This window comes from Pseudomonas sp. MF7453 (assembly GCF_016405455.1).
In the GTDB taxonomy this organism is placed as follows: domain Bacteria; phylum Pseudomonadota; class Gammaproteobacteria; order Pseudomonadales; family Pseudomonadaceae; genus Aquipseudomonas; species Aquipseudomonas paralactis.
The window spans coordinates 13,012-31,513 of sequence record NZ_JAEKCN010000017.1 but is presented as its reverse complement, the minus strand read 5'-3'; the positions used below and the strand labels follow the sequence as shown (position 1 = coordinate 31,513).

The following is an 18,502-nucleotide window of genomic DNA, read 5'->3' as shown; positions in this document are numbered from 1 at the left end:
CCCGACCGTGCCCCAAGGACTCGACCCCATGAAAGCGCCTCTGGCCCTCTGCGTGCTGGCAAGCCTGACCAACATCGCCCAGGCCGACACTGCCCCGTCCCGTCTTGACGATGTGATCCCGCGCGGCACCCTGACCGTTTGCACCACGGGCGACTACAAGCCCTATACCTCGTTGCGCGCCGATGGCGGTTATGAGGGCATTGATATTGCCATGGCCGAATCCCTGGCCAAGAGCCTCAACGCCACGATCAAGTGGGTGCCCACCACCTGGAAAACGTTGATGCCGGACTTCCTCGCCCAGCGCTGCGACATTGCCGTGGGCGGGATTTCCGTGTCGTTGGAGCGGCAGAAAAAGGCGTTCTTCAGCCAATCCCTCGGGGTCGACGGCAAGATCCCGCTGGTGCGTTGCGCCGATGTGCAGCGTTATCAGACGGTTGAGCAGATCAACCAGCCCCAGGTGCGAGTGATCGAGCCGGCAGGTGGCACCAATGAAGTGTTTGCCCGTGCCCACCTGGGCCAGACGCAGATTCGTCTGCATGACAACGTGACGATTTTTGATGAGCTGCTGGCGGGCAAGGCCGATGTGATGATTACCGATGCCAGCGAGGCGCGGTATCAGCAGAAGCTCAAGCCTGGGTTGTGTGCGGTCAACCCTGAGCGGCCGATGCAGTACAGTGAAAAAGCCTTCCTGCTGCCCCGCGATGATGTGGCCTGGAAGAGCTATGTGGATCAGTGGTTGCACCTGAGTGTGGCGACGGGTGTGTATGGGGGTGTTGTCAGTCAGTGGTTGGCTGCGCCTTGATCAACTCGACGAACGCCCTGCACGCGGCGCTGCGGTAGGCGCCCTTGCGGCTCAATAGTGCGGCAGTACGCTGCGGCAGCGGTGGGTCGATGATCAATGCGCGCAGACCCGTCTGCGCCTCGGCCAGAGCCTGGGGCAGGACGGTCGCCAGTGGCGTGTTGCGCACGATTTCGATGATTGCGCTGATGGAGTTGGCTTGCATGGCGATGCGGGGTTTCACACCTTGCCGGCGGCAGTAGTCATCGATATGGCGGCGGGTGGCGAAGCCGGTGTTCAGCAGCACCAGGGGGTGATCGAGCCAGGCCAGTCGATGTAGCTCGGGATGGTTGGCACTGACCACTACGCTCAGTTGTTCGACAAACAGCGCCTCACACTCAATGTCCGGCCCATGTTCGCCGGTGAACCCGATACCGATATCCAGCAGGTCCTCACCCAGGGCGGCTTCGATGCGGTCCTGGGTCAATTCTTCGATGCTCAGGGTAATGCCCGGATACAGCCGGTTGAAGCGGGCCAGCAATGGCCCGATCAGGTAGGCGGTGAAGGTCGGCGTCATGGCCAGGCGCAAGTGCCCGCGGCTGAGGTCTTGCACATCGTGCATGGCGCGGCTGCCAGCCTCCAGATCCTGCAAGGCCAGGCGCGCAAAGCGCACGTAGGCTTGCCCCGCATCGGTCAGGCTGATGCTGCGCCCGGAGCGGTCGAGCAGTGGCGCGCCGAGGCTTTCTTCCAGCTGCCTGATTTGTTGGGACAGGGTCGGCTGCGACACATGCAGCGCTTCGGCGGCGCGGGTGAAGTTGCGGTGCTCGGCAACGGCGAGCAAGTAACGGATATGACGCAGCAGCATCGGCAATGCTCCAACTATAGGCATGACTTATAGAGATCATCGTAAACCGGTCTTGGACGCTATAGCCGAAAACTTCCATCCTTGCCCCATCAGCGACGCAAGGAGAACCACCATGCAGCATCTCATCGATGGCTTTCGCAAATTTCAACGTGAAGCCTTTTCCCCACGCAGCGACTTGTTCAAGCACCTGGCGACCACACAAAACCCCGGCACCTTGTTTGTGTCCTGCTCCGACAGCCGTGTTGTCCCGGAGCTTCTGACCCAGCAGGAACCCGGTGATCTGTTCGTGATCCGCAATGCCGGCAACATCGTGCCGTCCTACGGCCCGGAGCCGGGCGGTGTGTCGGCCACCGTCGAATATGCAGTGGCGGTACTGGGGGTCAGCGACATCGTGATTTGCGGGCATTCGGACTGCGGCGCCATGACTGCGATCTCCACCTGCAAGTGCCTGGACCATCTGCCGGCCGTGGCCAACTGGTTGCGCCATGCCGAGTCGGCCAAGGTGATCAATGCCTCCCGTACGCATACCTCGGACGCTGCACGCCTGGATTCGTTGGTGCGCGAAAACGTGGTCGCCCAGTTGGCTAATCTCAAAACTCACCCCAGCGTTGCCCTGGCCCTGGAACAAGGCCGGGTGAACCTGCACGGCTGGGTATATGACATCGAAACCGGCGGCATCGACGCGCTGGACGGACGCAGCGGGCGCTTCGTCTCCCTGCTTGAGCATCCAACCACCCGCGCCCACGCGGCCTGAACCTTATCCACCCAAGAGGACATCACCATGTTGCAATCCCAATTCGCGCAAACCCCACGCCTGGCCCTGGCCGATACCGTTATCGACCTCAAGGCGCGCAAAAATCTGTCATGGCAGGACCTCACCGACGGCACCGGCCTGAGCCTGGCGTTCGTCACCGCCGCCCTGCTCGGCCAGCACCCATTGCCCAAGGAGGCGGCCGACATCGTGTGCGGCAAACTCGGCCTCGACGAGGATGCCAGCCGCCTGCTGCAAAGCGTCCCACTGCGCGGCAGCTTCCCAAGCGGTGTGCCGACTGACCCGACCATGTACCGTTTCTACGAAATGCTGCAGGTCTACGGCTCTACCCTGAAAGCCCTGGTGCATGAGCAATTCGGCGACGGCATCATCAGCGCGATTAACTTCAAGCTGGACATCAAGAAAGTCGAAGACCCGGACGGCGGCTCCCGTGCGGTCATCACTCTGGACGGCAAATACCTGCCAACCAAACCCTTCTGATTCCCGAGCAACCGTCTACGCTCTTGTCACACCAACAAGATCGAGGGACGGGTATATGAACACACTGCTCCGACTCACCTGGCTGCTGCTGTTGTGTTGCAGCCAGGTGCATGCCGCAACGGCTCAGGAAGCGGATGCCCAGGCCGCCAAGGCCCTGCTGGAAAAAGCCTTGGCGTATTACCAGCAACACGGTGACAAGGCCTTTGCGGCCTTCAGTCGCCAAGGCGAATTCATCGACCAGGACCGCTACGTCTTCGTGGTCGATACCGAGGGCGTGCTGCTGGCCAGTGGCGGGCCCTCCTCCGCGCTGATCGGTCGCGACGTATCGGAGGTGCTCGGGCCGGATTTGCGTCAGTCATTCAAGGAAGCACTCAAGGTCCCCGAAAGCCAGGGTATCCAGCAGGCTGATTATCGCTGGCAAAACTGGAATGACGGCAAGGTCGAACACAAGCATGTGTTTTATCAGCGGGCAGGCAAACGCATCCTGGCGGTGGGTTATTACCTGCCACGCGCCACGCCGGAACAGGCACGGGCGCTGCGTAACAAGGCGGTGGATGCGCTGGTGAAAGATGAAACCGGCACCCTCAAGGCAATCAACTCATTGCAGGGCGGCTTCCTGCAGGATGACCTGTATGTATTCGTGGTCGACCTGGATACGCGGCGTTACGTGGCACACGGCACCAACTTGCGCCTGATAAATACCGACTTCGCCAAGATCAAGGACCCGGACGGCAAACCGGTGGGTGAGCCGATTCTCAAGATGATGGCCGAGCAGGATCAGGGGGAATACAAGTACCGCTGGAAAAACCCGGTGACCGGCAAGGTCGAGAACAAACACGCCTATGTGCGCAAAAGCGGGCATTTCATGGTTGCGGTCGGGTATTACAGCCCCTGATCCGTTGGCTTTTTGTAGGAGCGAGCTTGCTCGCGAAAAACTCAAAGACGCCGCGTTCACTCAGAAAGCCCGCGTTATCGTTGACGTTCTTCGCGAGCAAGCTCGCTCCTACAGAGGGCGATGTACCGTTGGTCGCAGTTATCGAGCCTTGTCTTCACGGCCGCGCAGTACCCGGTTGGGCATCACTAGCGCCGCCGCCAACCCCAACAGCGACACCGCCGCACTCACCATCAGCAAATGCCGAAACGTCACCGCCAACTCGCCGCGCAACGCATCCTGCGCCGAGCCGGGTGCTGCGTTGAGACCATCGAGCAGCACGTTGCCGGAACTGCCTTCGGCCACCAGTGCGCCGCTGGCCAGGTGGGCGAAACTGGAGTCGTGCAACAGCGCCAGCAGCAGTGCCGACATGCAGGCCACCCCCACCGCCCCGCCCAGGGAACGAAACAGATTGGTGGTGCTGGTAGCGACGCCGATGTCCCGTTGTTCCACCGAGTTCTGCGTACCCACCAGCGAGGTCGGGAACTGCATACCGGCGGCGATGCCGCACAACAGCATGAATACGCTGGTGAGCAGCAACGCCTGGGGCGCGCTGTAGGCCATGCCGAGAATCGCCAGCGGGCTCAACAACGCGCCACTTAAGATCATCGGTTTGTAACGACCAGTCACCGAGGTCATGCGCCCGGCAAAATAAGCGCCCATCGGCAACCCCATCGCCAGCGGCAACAGGTGCAAGGCTGCGCTGTCGGCACCTGAACCGGTCACGCTCTGGTAACGCAGGGGCATCAGCACGCTCAGGGAAATCGCCTGGAAGCTGGTGATAAAAATCGTGCACCAGCACAACACCGCACTGCGGTTGGCGAACAGGTGCATCGGCAGTAACGGCTCACGGGCGCGGCGTTCGTGCCACACAAACACACTCAACGCCAGCAGCGCGCAGGCCAGCAACCCCAGCACTTGAGCGTCACGCCAATGATGGCCCTGGCCGATTTCGGTGATGCCCAGTAACAAGGCGGTGAGGCCGATGATCATCAGCACCGTGCCGAGGTAATCAATGATCGGCTTGCGCTGTGGCACCGGCAGCCCCACCAGGGTGCGATGGGCCACGTACCAGGCGCCGGCGCCCAGCGGCAGGTTGATCAAAAACACCCAGCGCCACGACAAGTACTCGGTCATGTAACCGCCCAACACCGGCCCGGCCACGCTGGCCACCGCGTACATGCTGCTGAAATAGCCCTGGTACCGCCCACGTTCGCGAGGGGGGATGATGTCGCCGATGATCGCCTGACTCACCGAAATCATCCCGCCGGCACCGATGCCCTGGAGAATTCGCGCCAGCACCAATTGCTCCATGCTTTGCGCCATGCCACAAAACAGCGACGCCAGGGTGAACAGGCCCATGCCGATCAGCATCATGGGCCGGCGCCCATACAGATCGCCAAGCTTGCCGTAGATCGGCACCGCCACGGTCATCGCCACCATATAGCCGGAGATCACCCAGGCCAACAGGTTGACGTCATGAAACTGCGCGGAGATGGCCGGCATGGACACCGCGACAATGGTCTGGTCCAGGGCACCAAGGAAGATCGCCATCATCAGCGCAGCAAGAATGCTGCGCACGGCGGGAACGGTTGGGGCGGGTTGATTGAGGTGAGTCACGGCAGAACCTTCGAGCAAGGCCCGCGGGACAAAATCGCCCGCAGGAATGCTCGATACGATAGCAGGCTATTCGATAGGCTCGTACGCAAGCCCGACGTAATTTTCTGCGATGGTTTTGCGCCCGGCATCCGAGTGAATGAAATAGTCCAGCTCGCTCTCGGCAATGCGCTGGCTGAAGGCATCCGCCTGGGGAAACTCGTGCAGCATCGAGGTCATCCACCAGGAAAACCGCTCGGCTTTCCATACCCGGCGCAGGCAGATCGCCGAGTACTGTTGCAGCAAGTCCAGGCGCCCTTCGCGATACACCTTGAGCAAAATCCGGAACAACGTGCTCACGTCACTGGCCGCCAGGTTCAACCCCTTGGCGCCGGTGGGCGGGACGATATGTGCGGCATCACCAAGCAGGAACAGGCGCCCGTACTGCATGGGCTCCACCACGAAGCTGCGCAGCGGCGCGATACTTTTTTCAATCGATGGGCCGGTCACCAACTGCTGCGCCAATGAAGCGGGCAAGCGGGTTTTCAGCTCATCCCAGAAACGATCATCCGACCAATCCTCCACGGCCTCGTCCTGCGGCACTTGCAGGTAATAACGGCTGCGCGTCGGGGAGCGCATACTGCACAGGGCAAAACCCCGTGGATGTTTGGCGTATACCAGCTCGGCGTGTACCGGCGGCGTATCGGCAAGCACCCCCAGCCAACCGAAGGGATAGACCCGTTCGAATACCTTCAACGCCTCTGCCGGAATCGATTGCCGGGCGATGCCATGGAAACCATCGCACCCGGCGATGTAATCGCACTCCAGGCGATAGGCTTGGCCTTGATGGTTGAACGTCAGCCAGGGTCGATCAGTTTTCAGATCATGGGGCTGAACATCGCACGCTTCGTACAGGGTGGTAGCGCCGGCGGCTGCGCGGGCGGCCATCAGGTCGCGGGTGACTTCGGTCTGGCCGTAGATCATCACCGACTGGCCACCGGTCAATGCCTTGAGATCGATGGGAACACGTTGGCCGTTAAGCGCAATATCAAAGCCGGTGTGCACCAACCCTTCAGTGTCCATGCGTTGGCTCACCCCGGCCTCACGCAAGAGCTCGACCATACCCTGCTCCAACACACCGGCGCGGATGCGCCCTTGCACGTAATCGGCGCTCTGTCGCTCTAGAACAAGGGTTTGAATGCCCGCGTTGTGCAGCAATTGGCCGAGCAGCAATCCAGACGGACCGGCACCAATAATGGCGACTTGAGTTTTCAGGGTTTTCATTATTTTTATGGCCTTCACGCTTGACTCGAACGTATCGAGTGAAAGAGTTGTCAGTGGACTTGTGGCTGACATTTTTCACTTGAGCGAACCGCATAAGAAGGTGAAAACTGCTTCAAAGCCTGTGCTTTTCGCCAATCGGGGCGATTACCGAACCATTATCCTGAGTATCGGATTGAAACCATGACCAAAACCGCGATTCCGGTCTTCAAGCTTTACGGGGAAAGCCAGCAGTGGCCGACGCCCGATTTGTTGCACTGCGAAACCATTTCCCGGCGCAGTCGGGAATACCAGTGGGAAATCCAGCCCCACCGGCACGCGGATCTGTGCCAGCTGCTGTATGTGCACAAAGGCCAGGCTCAACTGGAAATCGAAGGCCAGCGTACCACCCTCAATGAAGCGAGCCTGCAAGTGCTACCGCCACTGTGCGTGCATGGCTTTCGTTTTTCCGAAGATGTGCAGGGTTACGTGTTGACCCTTTCGGCGCCGCTGGTCAGTCATTTGCAGGCGCAACTGGGCGCCACAGTCGACGGTCTGCAAACCCTGGGCAGTTATCCGGCAGGCAAGGACAGCGACTACTTGAACAACCTGTTCGCCCGCTTGCAGGACGAATACGCCGATGATCAACCGGCACGGGACATGATGTTGCACGCACTGGTCAGCGTGTTGCTGGTGTGGGTCAGCCGCCAGGCGATTCAGCGCCGCCATCCAAGGGCGCCGCGTGGTCGCGAGTATTTTCGCCGGTTCACTCAACTGGTCGAGCAACACTATCGCGAGCACCCCAAGATTGAAGACCTGGCCCACAAGTTGGGCATCTCGGTCTCACACTTGAACGGAACTTGTCGGGAGTTGGGCGGGCAGCCGGCGTTGCAGATCATGCATGACCGCCAGTTGCTGGAAGCCAAGCGTTTGTTGACCTACACCAGCATGACCATCAATGAGATGTCCGAGGTGCTGGGCTTTTCCGACCCGACCAACTTCTCGCGCCTGTTTCGGCGCAGGGTCGGGTTTTCACCCAAGGCGTTTCGCGAGCAATTGAAGGCCGAGCAGCCTACCTGAGCGCGCTGAAACTGCCGGTGCGGGGAACGCATTGGTCCTGATGGCAGCTGATGGCGAACGCCGCCGGTTGCATGCGTGTTTGTTCGACGCGATAGGCGGCTGTCCCGTACAACGCAGTCGCCAATGCGCAGAGGGTGAAAATCGTCAGGTACTTTCTGGTTTTGATACTCATGGCACAGACCTCTGAACGGATCTACACGGCGCTGTTTAAAGCATAGGTCAGTCAGCGCAAGTTGCCATGATTGGCTGCCATTCAGCGCGTTTATATCGCCTTAAAGCCCGACGTCCCACGCGGGCGCTTCGGGAAACCGCAGCACCAGAAAATCCAGCAGGCTGCGCAGCGCCGAGGGCATGTGCTTGCGCGAGGCGTACACCGCGTAGATGTTCATCTGCCGGGGCTCTGCGGCGGGCAGCAAGCGCACCAGTTCACCACTGCGGATCAGGTCACCGGCCTGATAACTGGGGAGCATCGCCACCCCTGCCCCGGCCAGGGTGATACGCAATAGCGTGCTGGCCTCGTTGGCGGTGATATTGCCGTGCACCGGCACCGACACGTGCTCGCCCTGTTCTTCGAAATGCCACAGGCTCTTGCCGAAGTAGGAGTGGGTCAGGCAGTTGTGCCGGGCCAGGTCTTCGACTTTCTGCGGCGCCGGATGCTCTCGCAGATAGGCCGGTGTGGCGCATACCACCGAGCGGCACACGGTCAAGCGTCGGGCGATCAGGTTGGGGTCCAGATCATTGCTGGTGCGGATCGCCAGGTCGATGCGTTCATCCACCAGGTTCACCGTGCGATCGAGCATCTGCAAATCCACCGTCACCAACGGGTAGCGCTTGACGTATTCGGCAATGGCCGCGCCCAGCTGCGCCTGGCCGAACGAGGTGCTGACGCTCAGGCGCAACAAGCCCCGGGGTGCGTCATCCGGCTCGCTGACGGCGGCCTGCATATCGCCGCATAACTCCAGCAATTGCCGACAGCGCGGCAGGGTTTCGCTCCCGGCAGCGGTGAGGCTGAGCTTGCGCGTGGTGCGGTGCAGCAGGCGCGCGCCAACCCAGTCTTCCAGCTCGGCCAGGTAGCGCGAGACCACCGGGCGCGACAGGTCCAGATGATCGGCGGCAGCAGACTGGCTGCCCAGGTCCACCACGGTAACAAACACGCGCATTGCTTGAAGACGATCCATGATCTGCCCGATTTCAGAAACAAACTATGTCCCAGCATCGCATTTTTTGTGGTGTTTTATGCAACTAAGCTCTATCCACCCCTTACCAATGGCAGGAGCTGCCCGATGTTCTCGACCCTCAAACGCTTGACCCTGGCCACTGCCGCCCTGGCCTTCGCCGCGCACGCAGCAGCCGCAGAACTGAAACTGGACGTGTACAACCCAGGCGAAGCGGCGATCTTTCCCGTCAGCTCGGTGCTGGTCAGCGGTGCCAAAGACGCGATCCTGGTGGATGCCCAGTTCGGCAAAGGCCAGGCCGAGCAACTGGTGCAGAAGATCCGCGCCAGCGGCAAACACCTGACCACCATCTATATCAGCCATGGCGACCCGGACTACTACTTCGGCCTCGACACCCTGACCGCCGCCTTCCCCGACGCCAAGGTGCTGGCGCCGCAACCGGTGGTCGACCATATCAACGCCACCGTCGCCGGCAAGCTGGAATTCTGGGGCCCGAAAATGGGCGCCGACAAACCCGCCAAGACCGTCGTGCCGCAGGTGCTGCAGGGCCACAGCCTGACCCTTGAAGGGCAACAGCTGGAAGTGATCGGTCTGGGCGGCCCGCAGCCGGATCGCAGCTTTGTGTGGATCCCGTCGATCAAAGCCGTGGTCGGTGGTGTGGTGGTCGCCGAAAACATTCACCTGTGGATGGCTGACACTCAGAGCGCGCAATCCCATAAAGACTGGCTGAGCACCCTTGAGCGTATTGAAGGCTTGAAGCCACAAACCGTGATCCCTGGCCACTACCTGGGTACCCCATCACTGGCCTCAGTGAAATTTACCGCCGACTACATCAAGGCCTTCGACATCGAAACCGCCAAGGCCAAGGATTCCGCCGCCCTGATCGCGGCCATGAAACAGCGTTACCCCACCCTCGCCGACGAAAGCTCGCTGGAACTGAGCGCCAAAGTCGCCAAGGGCGAAATGAAGTGGTGATTGGCTTTAAACCCTAACCCTGATGGAGAACGTCATGAGCAAAATCGCAATCATTGGTGCTACCGGCCGTGCCGGTAGCCAACTGCTGGAAGAAGCCCTGCGCCGTGGGCATACCGTCACCGCCATCGCCCGCAATACCGAAAAGCTGGGCGTACGCCCGGGTGTCACGGCCAAACAGGTCGACGCCCTGGACGCACAAGCGTTGCAACACGCCATCAGCGGCAGCGATGTGGTGATCAGCGCCGCGCACTTCGCCACCTTGCCGGCCAGCGCCGTGATCGGCCCGGTGAAAAAGGCCGGGGTCAAACGCCTGCTGGTGGTGGGTGGTGCGGGTTCGCTGTTGCTGCCAGACGGCAGCCGCGTCATCGACAGCCCGGGGTTCCCGGCAGAGTACAAGGCCGAAGCCGGTGCCGGGGCTGAGTTCCTGGAAACGCTACGCCAGGAACAGGAATTGGATTGGACGTTCCTGTCGCCCTCGGCGCTGTTCGACGGAACCGAGCGTACCGGCAAATTCCGCCTGGGCCAGGATGACCTGCTGGTGAGCAGTGAAGGTAACAGTTCGATCAGCTTTGCCGACTACGCCATCGCCATGATCGACGAGGTCGAAACACCGAAACACTCGCGTCAGCGCTTCACCGTTGGCTACTGACACGCGCGGTAAAAATGTGGGGGGCTTGTCCTCCCACATTTTGATCGGCGGTGCGTCAGTTATCTGTGATTTTTAGATAGCCCCAACGACTTTCTGATTTGCTCCACTCGCTCCTGCATGGCCTGATTCGCCCTTGTCCCATCAAGGCAGGCCCATGGAAAACGTTCAAGTAAAACCCACCACCGCCGTATGGCTGATGATCAGCGTGGTGCTGGTCGCCCTTAACCTGCGCCCGTCGATGGCGGCTGTGGGGCCGTTATTGTCGTCGATTCGCGTGGATGTGCCGTTGAGTTTCAGCAGCGCCGCCTTGCTGACCATGTTGCCGGTCATGGCCATGGGCCTGGCGATGTTTTTTGGCATGGGCCTGGCCAAGCGCCTGGGCGAGCATCGCAGTATTGTGCTGTCGCTGCTGGTGATTGGGCTGGCGACGTTATCGCGCCTGTTCCTGGATTCGGCGCTGGAGCTGATCGTCAGCGCAATTGCCGCAGGGGTGGGTATTGCGCTGATTCAGGCGTTGATGCCGACGCTGATCAAGTCGCGATTCAGCTCCGACGTTTCGCTGTTCATGGGCCTGTATGTGACGGCGATTATGGGCGGCGCTGCGCTGGCGGCATCACTCTCGCCTCTGGTGCAAGTGCGCACCGGCAGCTGGCGTATCGGCCTGGCGATCTGGGCAGCGCTGGCGCTGTTGGCGCTGGTGTTCTGGTATGCGCAGCGTTCAGTTTTGCCACCCTTGCCGCAAGCCGGTTCGACCCCCCGCGAGTCATTTTTCAGCAATCGTCGCGCGTGGCTGTTGGCGATCTTTTTTGGCCTCGGCACGGCGTCCTACACCTGTGTACTGGCGTGGCTGGCGCCGTACTACGTCGAACAGGGCTGGAGCGAGCAGAACGCCGGATTGCTGTTGGGTTTGCTGACCGCCATGGAGGTCATCTCCGGCCTGGTCACCCCGGCCATCGCCAACCGGCGCCAGGATAAACGCGGCGTGATTGCGGGGCTGCTGGTGCTGATTATTCTCGGGTTCTGCGGCCTGATCCTGAGCCCGCAACACTGGAGCCTGCTATGGCCTTGCCTGCTCGGCCTGGGTATTGGCGGGCTGTTTCCCATGAGCCTGATTGTGTCTCTGGACCACCTCGACAACCCACGGCGCGCCGGTAGCCTGACCGCGTTTGTACAGGGCATCGGTTACCTGATTGCCGGGGTGTCGCCCTTGATTACCGGAGTGATCCGCGACCAACTGGGCAGCTTTGAAGGAGCCTGGTGGTCGCTGACAACGGTGACTGTGGTGATGCTGTTGATGGTCCTGCGCTTCAACCCCCGGCATTACGTACGACATATCCGCTGACGTCGTATTACAAACAGTATTTGTCCCCCACAAAACATTGAAGGGTCCTACAGAGCTTTCTATTGGTACGAGCGTTCCGTTAACATTTTGCTCAGTCTTGTACTGAGTTCGGTACAAAGGGTTTACGGACGAAACCGATGCTAAACAGTAACTCGCTCAGAAAGCTCGATATGCAGGATTTGATGGTGTTTATCGCCGTCTATGACCAGAGCAGCGTTACTGATGTGTCCGAAACGCTGTTCGTCAGCCAGTCCACGGTGAGCTACAGCCTAAAAAAGTTGCGCACCAGCTTTGAGGATGAGCTGTTTATCAACACGCGGGCCGGTATGCGTCCGACGTACAAGGCCACCACCATGTACGGGCATGTGCAGAAGATCCTGGAAAGCATCAACCTGTGCCACGCCGGCGGCCAGGCCTTTGACCCGACCCAACAGGCGGTGACCTTCAATGTGTGCGCCCCGGAATACTTCGAGCAATTGATCCTGCCGCGTCTGTTGAAGCACTTCGACCATGCCGACCTGCCGGTGATCGTCAATGTGCAGAAGCTGGAAGCCGACATTCCCGTCGATGACCTGCGTGAAGGCCGCCTCGACCTGGTGATCTGCTTCGGCCCGCACTTTCATCGCACCCATAAAGACTTCAAGACCCAGATGCTGCTGGAAGATGACCTGGTCTGTGTGTGCGACCAGCGCTCGGCCCCAAGGGAACCGGCGTTCAGCCTGCAATCCTTCATCGAGCGGCGTCACGTGTTCCCCACACCGTGGACATCGGACACCAATATGATCGACGGCTGGCTCGCACGTCAGGCGCGCAAGCGCCAGGTGATTGCGCGGGCCAACAGCTACAGCGCGGCGTTGAAAATGATTGCCGGCACCGACTTCATCGTCACCCTGCCACGCCGCGTGCAGAAGTTACTGGCGCCGACGCCGGGGTTCGGTGTGTGCGAAGCGCCCAACGGTTTGCCGGGGTTCACCCTGGATATGCACTGGAACGAAACCAATGGGCAAGACAGCGCCAATATTTGGTTTCGTGAGCAAGTGGTGAGGGTGTGTGAGGAACAGCTGCAAGCGGCAAGTTGAAAGCGCCAAGCAGTCTCTACAGTTGCTTTCAGCTTGGCGCCGGGAGCTTGTCGCTCATGAACGCCTCCAGCCGCGAACGCATCCAGCGCTCCGCCGGGTCGGTGTCGACGTGGCTGAGCCAGACCATCGACAAGTCCAGGGTCGGGGTTTGAAACGGGAACGGCTCGCAGAACAGGTTCCCGCTGGCGGCCATGGCCTGGGCGGTGTAGTCCGGCAGGCTGGCGATCATGTCGGTGCCGGCGAGCAAGGCCGGCAGCGAGCTGTATTGCGGCACCGACAGCACCACATGGCGCTTGCGGCCGACTTCGGCCAACCACTCATCGGCAAAACCGGCCACGTTGGCGGTGTGGGATACCAGCACATGGGGCCGTGAGCAATATTCGTCGAGGGTCAGCGGCGTGTCCGAGGCATCGGCACGCAGCAGGCAGGGACGGATATGCCGCAGCAGCTTGCGCTTGGCATTTGCCGGCAGGCCGCGGGTCTGGGTGATGCCCACGGTGATATCGCCGGACGCCAGCAGGTCGGGAATGCGCCAATAATCCACATGCTGCACCACGAACACCACCTGCGGCGCTTCCTGGCGCAAGGCACGCAGCAAGGGCGGCAACAGGCCGAACTCAACGTCATCGGAGAGGCCGATGCGAAAGGTCATGGTGCTGATGGACGGATCAAAATCATGGGTCAGGCTCAGGGCCGATGACAAGGAATCCAGGGCCGGCGACAGGTGCTGGATGATTTCCTCGGCTCGTGCCGTGGGTTCCATGCGATGGCCGACGCGAATGAACAACGGATCGTTGAACAAAGTGCGCAGGCGATTGAGGGCCGAGCTGATAGTCGGCTGGCCGAGAAACAGCTTCTCCGCCACCCGCGTCACATTGCGCTCAAGCATCAGCGCTTCGAAGACCACCATCAGGTTGATGTCGGCCTTGCGTAATTCATTGCGATTCATCGGCGCCTGCCCCTTTCCCCAAGACAAGCCGCAGTTTAGAAAGGCCACGGGGCCGCGTCTATGTGCGCGCTGTTCATCGGGCAGTTAATCAGCGCTTGAGGGTTATGTAAGCCTCACACAACAACTGTGGGAACGGGCCAGTCAGTTAAGCGTACATCGTTCTCTGTAGGAGCGCGCTTGCTCGCGAAAAACCTCAACGATAACGCATGCCTCCTGAATGAATGCGGCGCCTATGAGTTCTTCGCGAGCAAGCTCGCCCCTACAACAGCTAGATTGTATTGGCCCTGAAGTCAGGGTTTCAGCGGGCGCTCCTGGTCCCGTTCGGAAAGCTCCGTGCCGTCGTCGGGGTGCTTCCAGGTTTGCGGCTTTTCTTCCTCTGGCTGCTGCCGAGGATGTTCACGTTCCGGTTCATTGTGCTGCTTGTATTCGTTGCCCATAGCCACCTCCCATCCGTAAGAATTGGATACAGGTTCAAGCATAGAACAGCTATGAAAAATCGGGTGGCCGTTTTGACTGATAGCCAACACGCATCAATGCATCCATATTTGTCACTTATCATTTCTAAATGTGTCAGCCAATATCCCAAGTCTTAAGCGAAACAAGCACTTTAAAAAGAACGCTGGAGACACAAAATCATGACTAGCCCTTCCCGGCCTGACGCTGCCAGCTCGAAAGTAGGCGCTGTATTGCGCGTTACTTCGGGCAACTTCCTTGAACAGTTCGACTTCTTTCTGTTCGGGTTCTACGCGACCTATATCGCCGCCGCTTTCTTCCCTGCCGCTAATGAGTTTGCGTCATTAATGATGACCTTCGCCGTATTCGGCGCGGGCTTCCTGATGCGACCGCTGGGCGCAATCATTCTGGGCGCCTATATCGATGACGTGGGCCGTCGCAAAGGCTTGATCGTGACGTTGTCGATCATGGCCAGCGGTACGCTGTTGATCGTGCTGGTGCCCAGTTATCACACCATTGGCCTGTGGGCGCCGCTGCTGGTGCTGCTGGGCCGCCTGCTGCAAGGCTTCTCGGCCGGTGCTGAATTGGGCGGTGTGTCGGTTTACCTGTCTGAAATGGCCACGCCGGGCCGCAAAGGTTTCTACACCAGCTGGCAGTCGGGCAGCCAGCAGATCTCCATCGTGGTCGCCGCCGCGCTGGGCTATGGCCTGAACGTGTGGATGGAGCCGTCGGTGGTTGCCGACTGGGGCTGGCGCATTCCCTTCGCCGTTGGTTGCGTGATCATTCCGTTTATCTTTGTGCTGCGTCGCAACCTGCAGGAAACCGAAGAGTTCGCCAACCGCAAGCATCGCCCGACCATGCGTGAAGTGATGGCGACCCTGGTAAAGAACTGGACCGTGGTCATCGGCGGCATGTTGATGGTGGCCATGACCACCACCGCGTTCTACCTGATCACCGTTTACGCACCGACCTTCGGCAAGACCGTGCTGCAACTGAGCACCTCCGATGCCCTGCTGGTGACCTTGCTGGTGGCGGTGTCGAACTTTTTCTGGCTGCCGATCGGCGGCATCCTCAGCGATCGCTTCGGCCGCAAACCGGTGCTGATCGCCATGACCGTGCTGACCGTTCTCACCGCTTATCCAGCGCTGTCCTACGTGGTTAACGCGCCAAGCTTTGCGCACATGCTGGAAACCCTGTTGTGGTTCTCCTTCCTCTACGGCCTGTACAACGGCGCAATGATCCCGGCGCTGACCGAAATCATGCCGGTAGAGGTGCGCGTGGCAGGCTTTTCCCTGGCTTACAGCCTGGCGACTGCGGTCTTCGGTGGCTTCACGCCGGCGATTTCCACCTGGTTCATCCACATCACTGAAGACAAGGCATCCCCCGCTTACTGGATGATGTTCGCCGCGCTGTGTGCCTTGTGTTCAACCCTGGCGTTGTATCGCCACGCCAATACCCGTGGCCAAGTCATGCAGGAGGCCGTGCAATGAAGCCGTTGTTCAAATCCCTCACGGCCGTCGTCCTCGGTGCCCTGGCGCTGACGGCCCAGGCCGAACAGCTCAAGGTGATGACCTCCGGTGGCTTCACCGCTGCCTATAAACTGCTCGGCCCGCAATACGCCAAGCAAAGCGGTGACACCCTCGACACCATTCTCGGCCCGTCCATGGGCAAGGCGCCGGAAGCGATTCCCAACCGTCTGGCCCGTGGAGAACACGCCGACGTGGTGATCATGGTCGGCTACGCTCTGGATGAGCTGATCAAACAGGGCAAGGTCGACCCCGCCTCCCGCGTGGAATTGGCCGACTCGCGCATTGGCCTGGTGGTGAAGGAAGGCGCGGCAAAACCTGCGATCAATACCGATGCCGAGCTCAAGGCTGTGCTGAGCAAAGCCAAGTCGGTGGCCTATTCCGACAGCGCCAGCGGTGTGTATGTCGAGAAGGAGTTGTTCAAGAAGCTCGGTATGCCGGCCAAGGGCACCATGATCGAACGCGTGCCGGTGGGCGAGCAGGTAGCCAAGGGCGACTACGAAGTCGGCTTGCAGCAGGTGGCCGAATTGCTGCCGGTCAAGGGCGTGACGTTTGTCGGCAAGCTCCCGGAAGACGTGCAGTCCGTTACCCGTTTTGCCGCCGGTATTCCGGTGAACGCCGAACACCCGGAGCGGGCCAAGGCGCTGTTGCAGTTCATGGCATCGCCCGAGGCCCAGCCGGAGGTGCAATCCACCGGCCTGGACTCGGTGTCACGCTGACCGAAACGGCATCTCCCGCACCAACCGCTCCAACTCCAGCGCCGCTGGCGGCAATGTCCGCCCGCGGCGCTTGATCAAGCCCACATTGCGCATCACCTGCGGCTCTACCAGCGGCACACTCACCAGAATTGGGTGCTCACACGCCGGCATCGCAATCGACGGCACCATCGCCACGCCCAACCCCGCCTCCACCAGCCCGATCATCGTGGTCACGTGGTGGGTCTCGCAGATACTCGGCTTTTTCACCCGCACGCCCCGCAGCGCCTGGTCGAGCAGGAAGCGGTTGCCCGAGGTTTTGTCCACGCTGATGTAGTCGTGTTCGTAGGCTTCGGTCCAGGTCACGCTCTCACGTGTGGCCAACGGGTGGTCACGTCGACAGGCAAGCACATAACGCTCCTGCAACAACAGCTCGAACTCCACCTCGTCGGCCAGGCTACCGCTGAAGCTCACGCCGAAATCCGCTTCACCGCTTGCCACTGCATTGCTCACTTCACCCGCACTGGCATCCAGCACACGCAGGCGAATCTTCGGATACAGCTTGTGGAATTCGGAGATCACGTGGGGCATGAAGTAATACGCGGTGGAGGGCACACAGGCGATGGTGACGTTGCCCATGCGTGTGGACGCGACGTTGCTGATGCCCATCAAGGCGATGTCCAGATCGTCGAGCATCCGCTCCACCTGCGGCAGGAAGGCACGCCCGACCATGGTCAGGCTGACCCGCCGCGTGGTGCGCTCGAACAGCTTCACATCGAGGGCGGACTCAAGCTTCTCGATGCGTCGGCTGAGGGCCGGTTGCGAGATTCTTATAGCCTCGGCGGCACCGCGGAAACTGCCCTTGTCTACCACGGCGCGGAAGGCCTGGAGGTCGTTGAGGTCGAAATTGATGATCACGGGAGGCAGGCCAAAGTGGTCGGGGTGACGAGCATTATCGTCCGGGAGCCGGTGGGATGCCACGTGTGCCGAGAGGGTTTGTCGAGATCATCCTGTTACACATATGAAGTCATACATATCAGCAGGTTATCGGCCGTATACGGCCACGCGATCGCCAAAACGGGTCAATACTTGGAGCCTGACCTACACAACTGGAGACGTAGCAATTCATGGAAACCTACCCCTTCTGGATGGACGACGAGGTGCCGGGCATCGGCATTGATCAGTTGCTTCTTGCATCACGTCAATGGTCGAGTAGGATTGAATCCTACTCACCTCTGACGGATTCACCCATGCGCTCAACCCAGCAAATGAGCATCACCTTGCCCCTTGAAATGGCTGCCCTGGTCAAAGCCAAGGTGGCTACTGGCGAATATGCCAGCGAAAGTGAAGTGATTCGCGACGGGCTGCGGGCGTTGCTGGCGCGTGATCGTGCCATGGAACATTGGCTCAGAGACGAAGTTATCCCAGCAGCGACCGCACTTGAGGCGAAGCCTGAGCTTGGGTTATCGCCAGAACAGGTTCGCGAACACATGGCGGCCAGACGTCAGCGCAAAGGCACAGGGGAAGTGTGAGCTACTCTGTAGTTTTTTCGCCCGAGGTCTTGACCCAACTCGATGCACTCGAAGACTACATCAGCGATGTCGGCTCCCCTCCTATAGCAGCGCGTTTTATCGACAATCTTGTCAGCTACTGCGAAAGCCTTGCCCTGTTTCCCTTGCGTGGCATGCGCCGTGATGACCTGCTGAAACACTTGCGCATCACTCACTATCGTCGCAGCACCATTATTGCTTTCAGGGTGAGGCCTGATCTCAAAACGGTATCGATCGTGGGCGTGTTTTATGGCGGGCAAGACTACACAGCGTTATTACAAGGAGATGGGAACGAACGCTCATCGAAGTTTGAAGAGCCTGCTGAAAACTGATCAGCAGGCTTTTAG

General features: G+C 60.1%; 21 protein-coding genes. 13 read left to right on the top strand and 8 right to left on the bottom strand.

Annotation, left to right across the window (positions count from 1 at the left end):
- Positions 1 to 28: 28 nt before the first annotated feature.
- Complete coding sequence (locus JFT63_RS23520; protein WP_198844893.1) at positions 29 to 802, top strand: transporter substrate-binding domain-containing protein; 774 nt, start codon at positions 29 to 31, stop codon at positions 800 to 802.
- Here JFT63_RS23520 and cynR read toward each other — a convergent pair.
- Positions 777 to 1,643: a transcriptional regulator CynR gene (cynR, locus tag JFT63_RS23515; RefSeq protein ID WP_198844892.1), complete on the bottom strand. Its 867-nt coding sequence runs from the start codon at positions 1,641 to 1,643 to the stop codon at positions 777 to 779. The genes JFT63_RS23520 and cynR overlap by 26 nt on opposite strands.
- 112 nt (positions 1,644 to 1,755) lie before the next feature.
- Here cynR and JFT63_RS23510 point away from each other — a divergent pair, with 112 nt between their 5' ends.
- From JFT63_RS23510 to JFT63_RS23500, 3 genes are read left to right on the top strand one after another with little or no spacing between them, the layout of a single operon-like run.
- The gene (locus tag JFT63_RS23510) at positions 1,756 to 2,397 is read left to right on the top strand and encodes a carbonic anhydrase (RefSeq protein ID WP_057704594.1); all 642 of its coding nucleotides are present in this window, start codon (positions 1,756 to 1,758) and stop codon (positions 2,395 to 2,397) included.
- A 27-nt stretch (positions 2,398 to 2,424) separates the two neighbouring features.
- On the top strand, positions 2,425 to 2,895 hold the full coding sequence (gene cynS, locus JFT63_RS23505; RefSeq protein WP_014717475.1) for a cyanase: 471 nt from the start codon (positions 2,425 to 2,427) through the stop codon (positions 2,893 to 2,895).
- Between the two features lie 55 nt (positions 2,896 to 2,950).
- Positions 2,951 to 3,790: a cache domain-containing protein gene (locus JFT63_RS23500; RefSeq protein WP_198707525.1), complete on the top strand. Its 840-nt coding sequence runs from the start codon at positions 2,951 to 2,953 to the stop codon at positions 3,788 to 3,790.
- Between the two features lie 138 nt (positions 3,791 to 3,928).
- Here the strand turns inward: JFT63_RS23500 and JFT63_RS23495 are convergent, their stop codons facing one another.
- Together JFT63_RS23495 and pobA are read right to left on the bottom strand one after the other, a co-directional pair.
- Positions 3,929 to 5,446 (bottom strand): MDR family MFS transporter, encoded by a 1,518-nt coding sequence (locus JFT63_RS23495; RefSeq protein ID WP_057704629.1) that lies wholly within the window; start codon positions 5,444 to 5,446, stop codon positions 3,929 to 3,931.
- A 66-nt stretch (positions 5,447 to 5,512) separates the two neighbouring features.
- Entirely contained in the window at positions 5,513 to 6,697 is a 1,185-nt protein-coding gene (gene pobA, locus JFT63_RS23490) for a 4-hydroxybenzoate 3-monooxygenase (protein ID WP_198844915.1), read from the bottom strand.
- A gap of 189 nt (positions 6,698 to 6,886) precedes the next feature.
- Here pobA and JFT63_RS23485 point away from each other — a divergent pair, with 189 nt between their 5' ends.
- Positions 6,887 to 7,762, top strand: a complete 876-nt coding sequence (locus JFT63_RS23485; RefSeq protein WP_057704591.1) for a helix-turn-helix domain-containing protein — start codon at positions 6,887 to 6,889, stop codon at positions 7,760 to 7,762.
- Here JFT63_RS23485 and JFT63_RS23480 read toward each other — a convergent pair.
- Both JFT63_RS23480 and JFT63_RS23475 read right to left on the bottom strand, forming a co-directional pair.
- A complete protein-coding gene (locus JFT63_RS23480; protein WP_003189580.1) occupies positions 7,755 to 7,934 on the bottom strand; it encodes a hypothetical protein in 180 nt (59 codons plus the stop codon). The genes JFT63_RS23485 and JFT63_RS23480 overlap by 8 nt on opposite strands.
- A gap of 100 nt (positions 7,935 to 8,034) precedes the next feature.
- The gene (locus JFT63_RS23475) at positions 8,035 to 8,940 is read right to left on the bottom strand and encodes a LysR family transcriptional regulator (protein ID WP_057704590.1); all 906 of its coding nucleotides are present in this window, start codon (positions 8,938 to 8,940) and stop codon (positions 8,035 to 8,037) included.
- A 105-nt stretch (positions 8,941 to 9,045) separates the two neighbouring features.
- Here JFT63_RS23475 and JFT63_RS23470 point away from each other — a divergent pair, with 105 nt between their 5' ends.
- The 4 genes from JFT63_RS23470 to JFT63_RS23455 all read left to right on the top strand — a co-directional run bounded on the left by JFT63_RS23470 (position 9,046) and on the right by JFT63_RS23455 (position 12,982).
- A complete protein-coding gene (locus JFT63_RS23470; RefSeq protein ID WP_198844891.1) occupies positions 9,046 to 9,912 on the top strand; it encodes an MBL fold metallo-hydrolase in 867 nt (288 codons plus the stop codon).
- A gap of 34 nt (positions 9,913 to 9,946) precedes the next feature.
- Complete coding sequence (locus JFT63_RS23465) at positions 9,947 to 10,561, top strand: NAD(P)-dependent oxidoreductase (RefSeq protein ID WP_198708011.1); 615 nt, start codon at positions 9,947 to 9,949, stop codon at positions 10,559 to 10,561.
- Positions 10,562 to 10,715: 154 nt separating this feature from the next.
- Complete coding sequence (locus JFT63_RS23460; protein WP_198844890.1) at positions 10,716 to 11,903, top strand: cyanate transporter; 1,188 nt, start codon at positions 10,716 to 10,718, stop codon at positions 11,901 to 11,903.
- A 137-nt stretch (positions 11,904 to 12,040) separates the two neighbouring features.
- The gene (locus JFT63_RS23455) at positions 12,041 to 12,982 is read left to right on the top strand and encodes a LysR family transcriptional regulator (RefSeq protein ID WP_186561199.1); all 942 of its coding nucleotides are present in this window, start codon (positions 12,041 to 12,043) and stop codon (positions 12,980 to 12,982) included.
- A gap of 28 nt (positions 12,983 to 13,010) precedes the next feature.
- On the opposite strand, the gene JFT63_RS23450 is transcribed toward JFT63_RS23455, so the two are convergent.
- Together JFT63_RS23450 and JFT63_RS23445 are read right to left on the bottom strand one after the other, a co-directional pair.
- Positions 13,011 to 13,931, bottom strand: coding sequence for a LysR substrate-binding domain-containing protein (locus tag JFT63_RS23450; RefSeq protein ID WP_057704585.1), 921 nt, complete (start codon positions 13,929 to 13,931; stop codon positions 13,011 to 13,013).
- Positions 13,932 to 14,221: 290 nt separating this feature from the next.
- Positions 14,222 to 14,368 (bottom strand): hypothetical protein, encoded by a 147-nt coding sequence (locus JFT63_RS23445; protein WP_167346920.1) that lies wholly within the window; start codon positions 14,366 to 14,368, stop codon positions 14,222 to 14,224.
- Positions 14,369 to 14,566: 198 nt separating this feature from the next.
- Here JFT63_RS23445 and JFT63_RS23440 point away from each other — a divergent pair, with 198 nt between their 5' ends.
- Positions 14,567 to 15,874 (top strand): MFS transporter, encoded by a 1,308-nt coding sequence (locus JFT63_RS23440; RefSeq protein WP_057701143.1) that lies wholly within the window; start codon positions 14,567 to 14,569, stop codon positions 15,872 to 15,874.
- Positions 15,871 to 16,629 carry a substrate-binding domain-containing protein gene (locus JFT63_RS23435; protein WP_198844889.1) on the top strand — a complete coding sequence of 253 codons (759 nt, stop codon included), beginning with the start codon at positions 15,871 to 15,873 and terminating at the stop codon, positions 16,627 to 16,629. Before JFT63_RS23440 ends, JFT63_RS23435 begins: the two co-directional genes overlap by 4 nt.
- Here JFT63_RS23435 and JFT63_RS23430 read toward each other — a convergent pair.
- Positions 16,621 to 17,523, bottom strand: a complete 903-nt coding sequence (locus tag JFT63_RS23430; protein WP_057701145.1) for a LysR family transcriptional regulator — start codon at positions 17,521 to 17,523, stop codon at positions 16,621 to 16,623. The two genes, JFT63_RS23435 and JFT63_RS23430, sit on opposite strands and share 9 nt — an antisense overlap.
- A gap of 209 nt (positions 17,524 to 17,732) precedes the next feature.
- On the opposite strand from JFT63_RS23430, the gene JFT63_RS23425 reads away from it, so the two are divergent.
- Both JFT63_RS23425 and JFT63_RS23420 read left to right on the top strand, forming a co-directional pair.
- Positions 17,733 to 18,137, top strand: coding sequence for a ribbon-helix-helix domain-containing protein (locus JFT63_RS23425; protein ID WP_198844888.1), 405 nt, complete (start codon positions 17,733 to 17,735; stop codon positions 18,135 to 18,137).
- Complete coding sequence (locus JFT63_RS23420) at positions 18,134 to 18,487, top strand: type II toxin-antitoxin system RelE/ParE family toxin (RefSeq protein WP_198844887.1); 354 nt, start codon at positions 18,134 to 18,136, stop codon at positions 18,485 to 18,487. The genes JFT63_RS23425 and JFT63_RS23420 overlap by 4 nt, the downstream gene beginning before the upstream one ends.
- Positions 18,488 to 18,502: the final 15 nt, after the last annotated feature.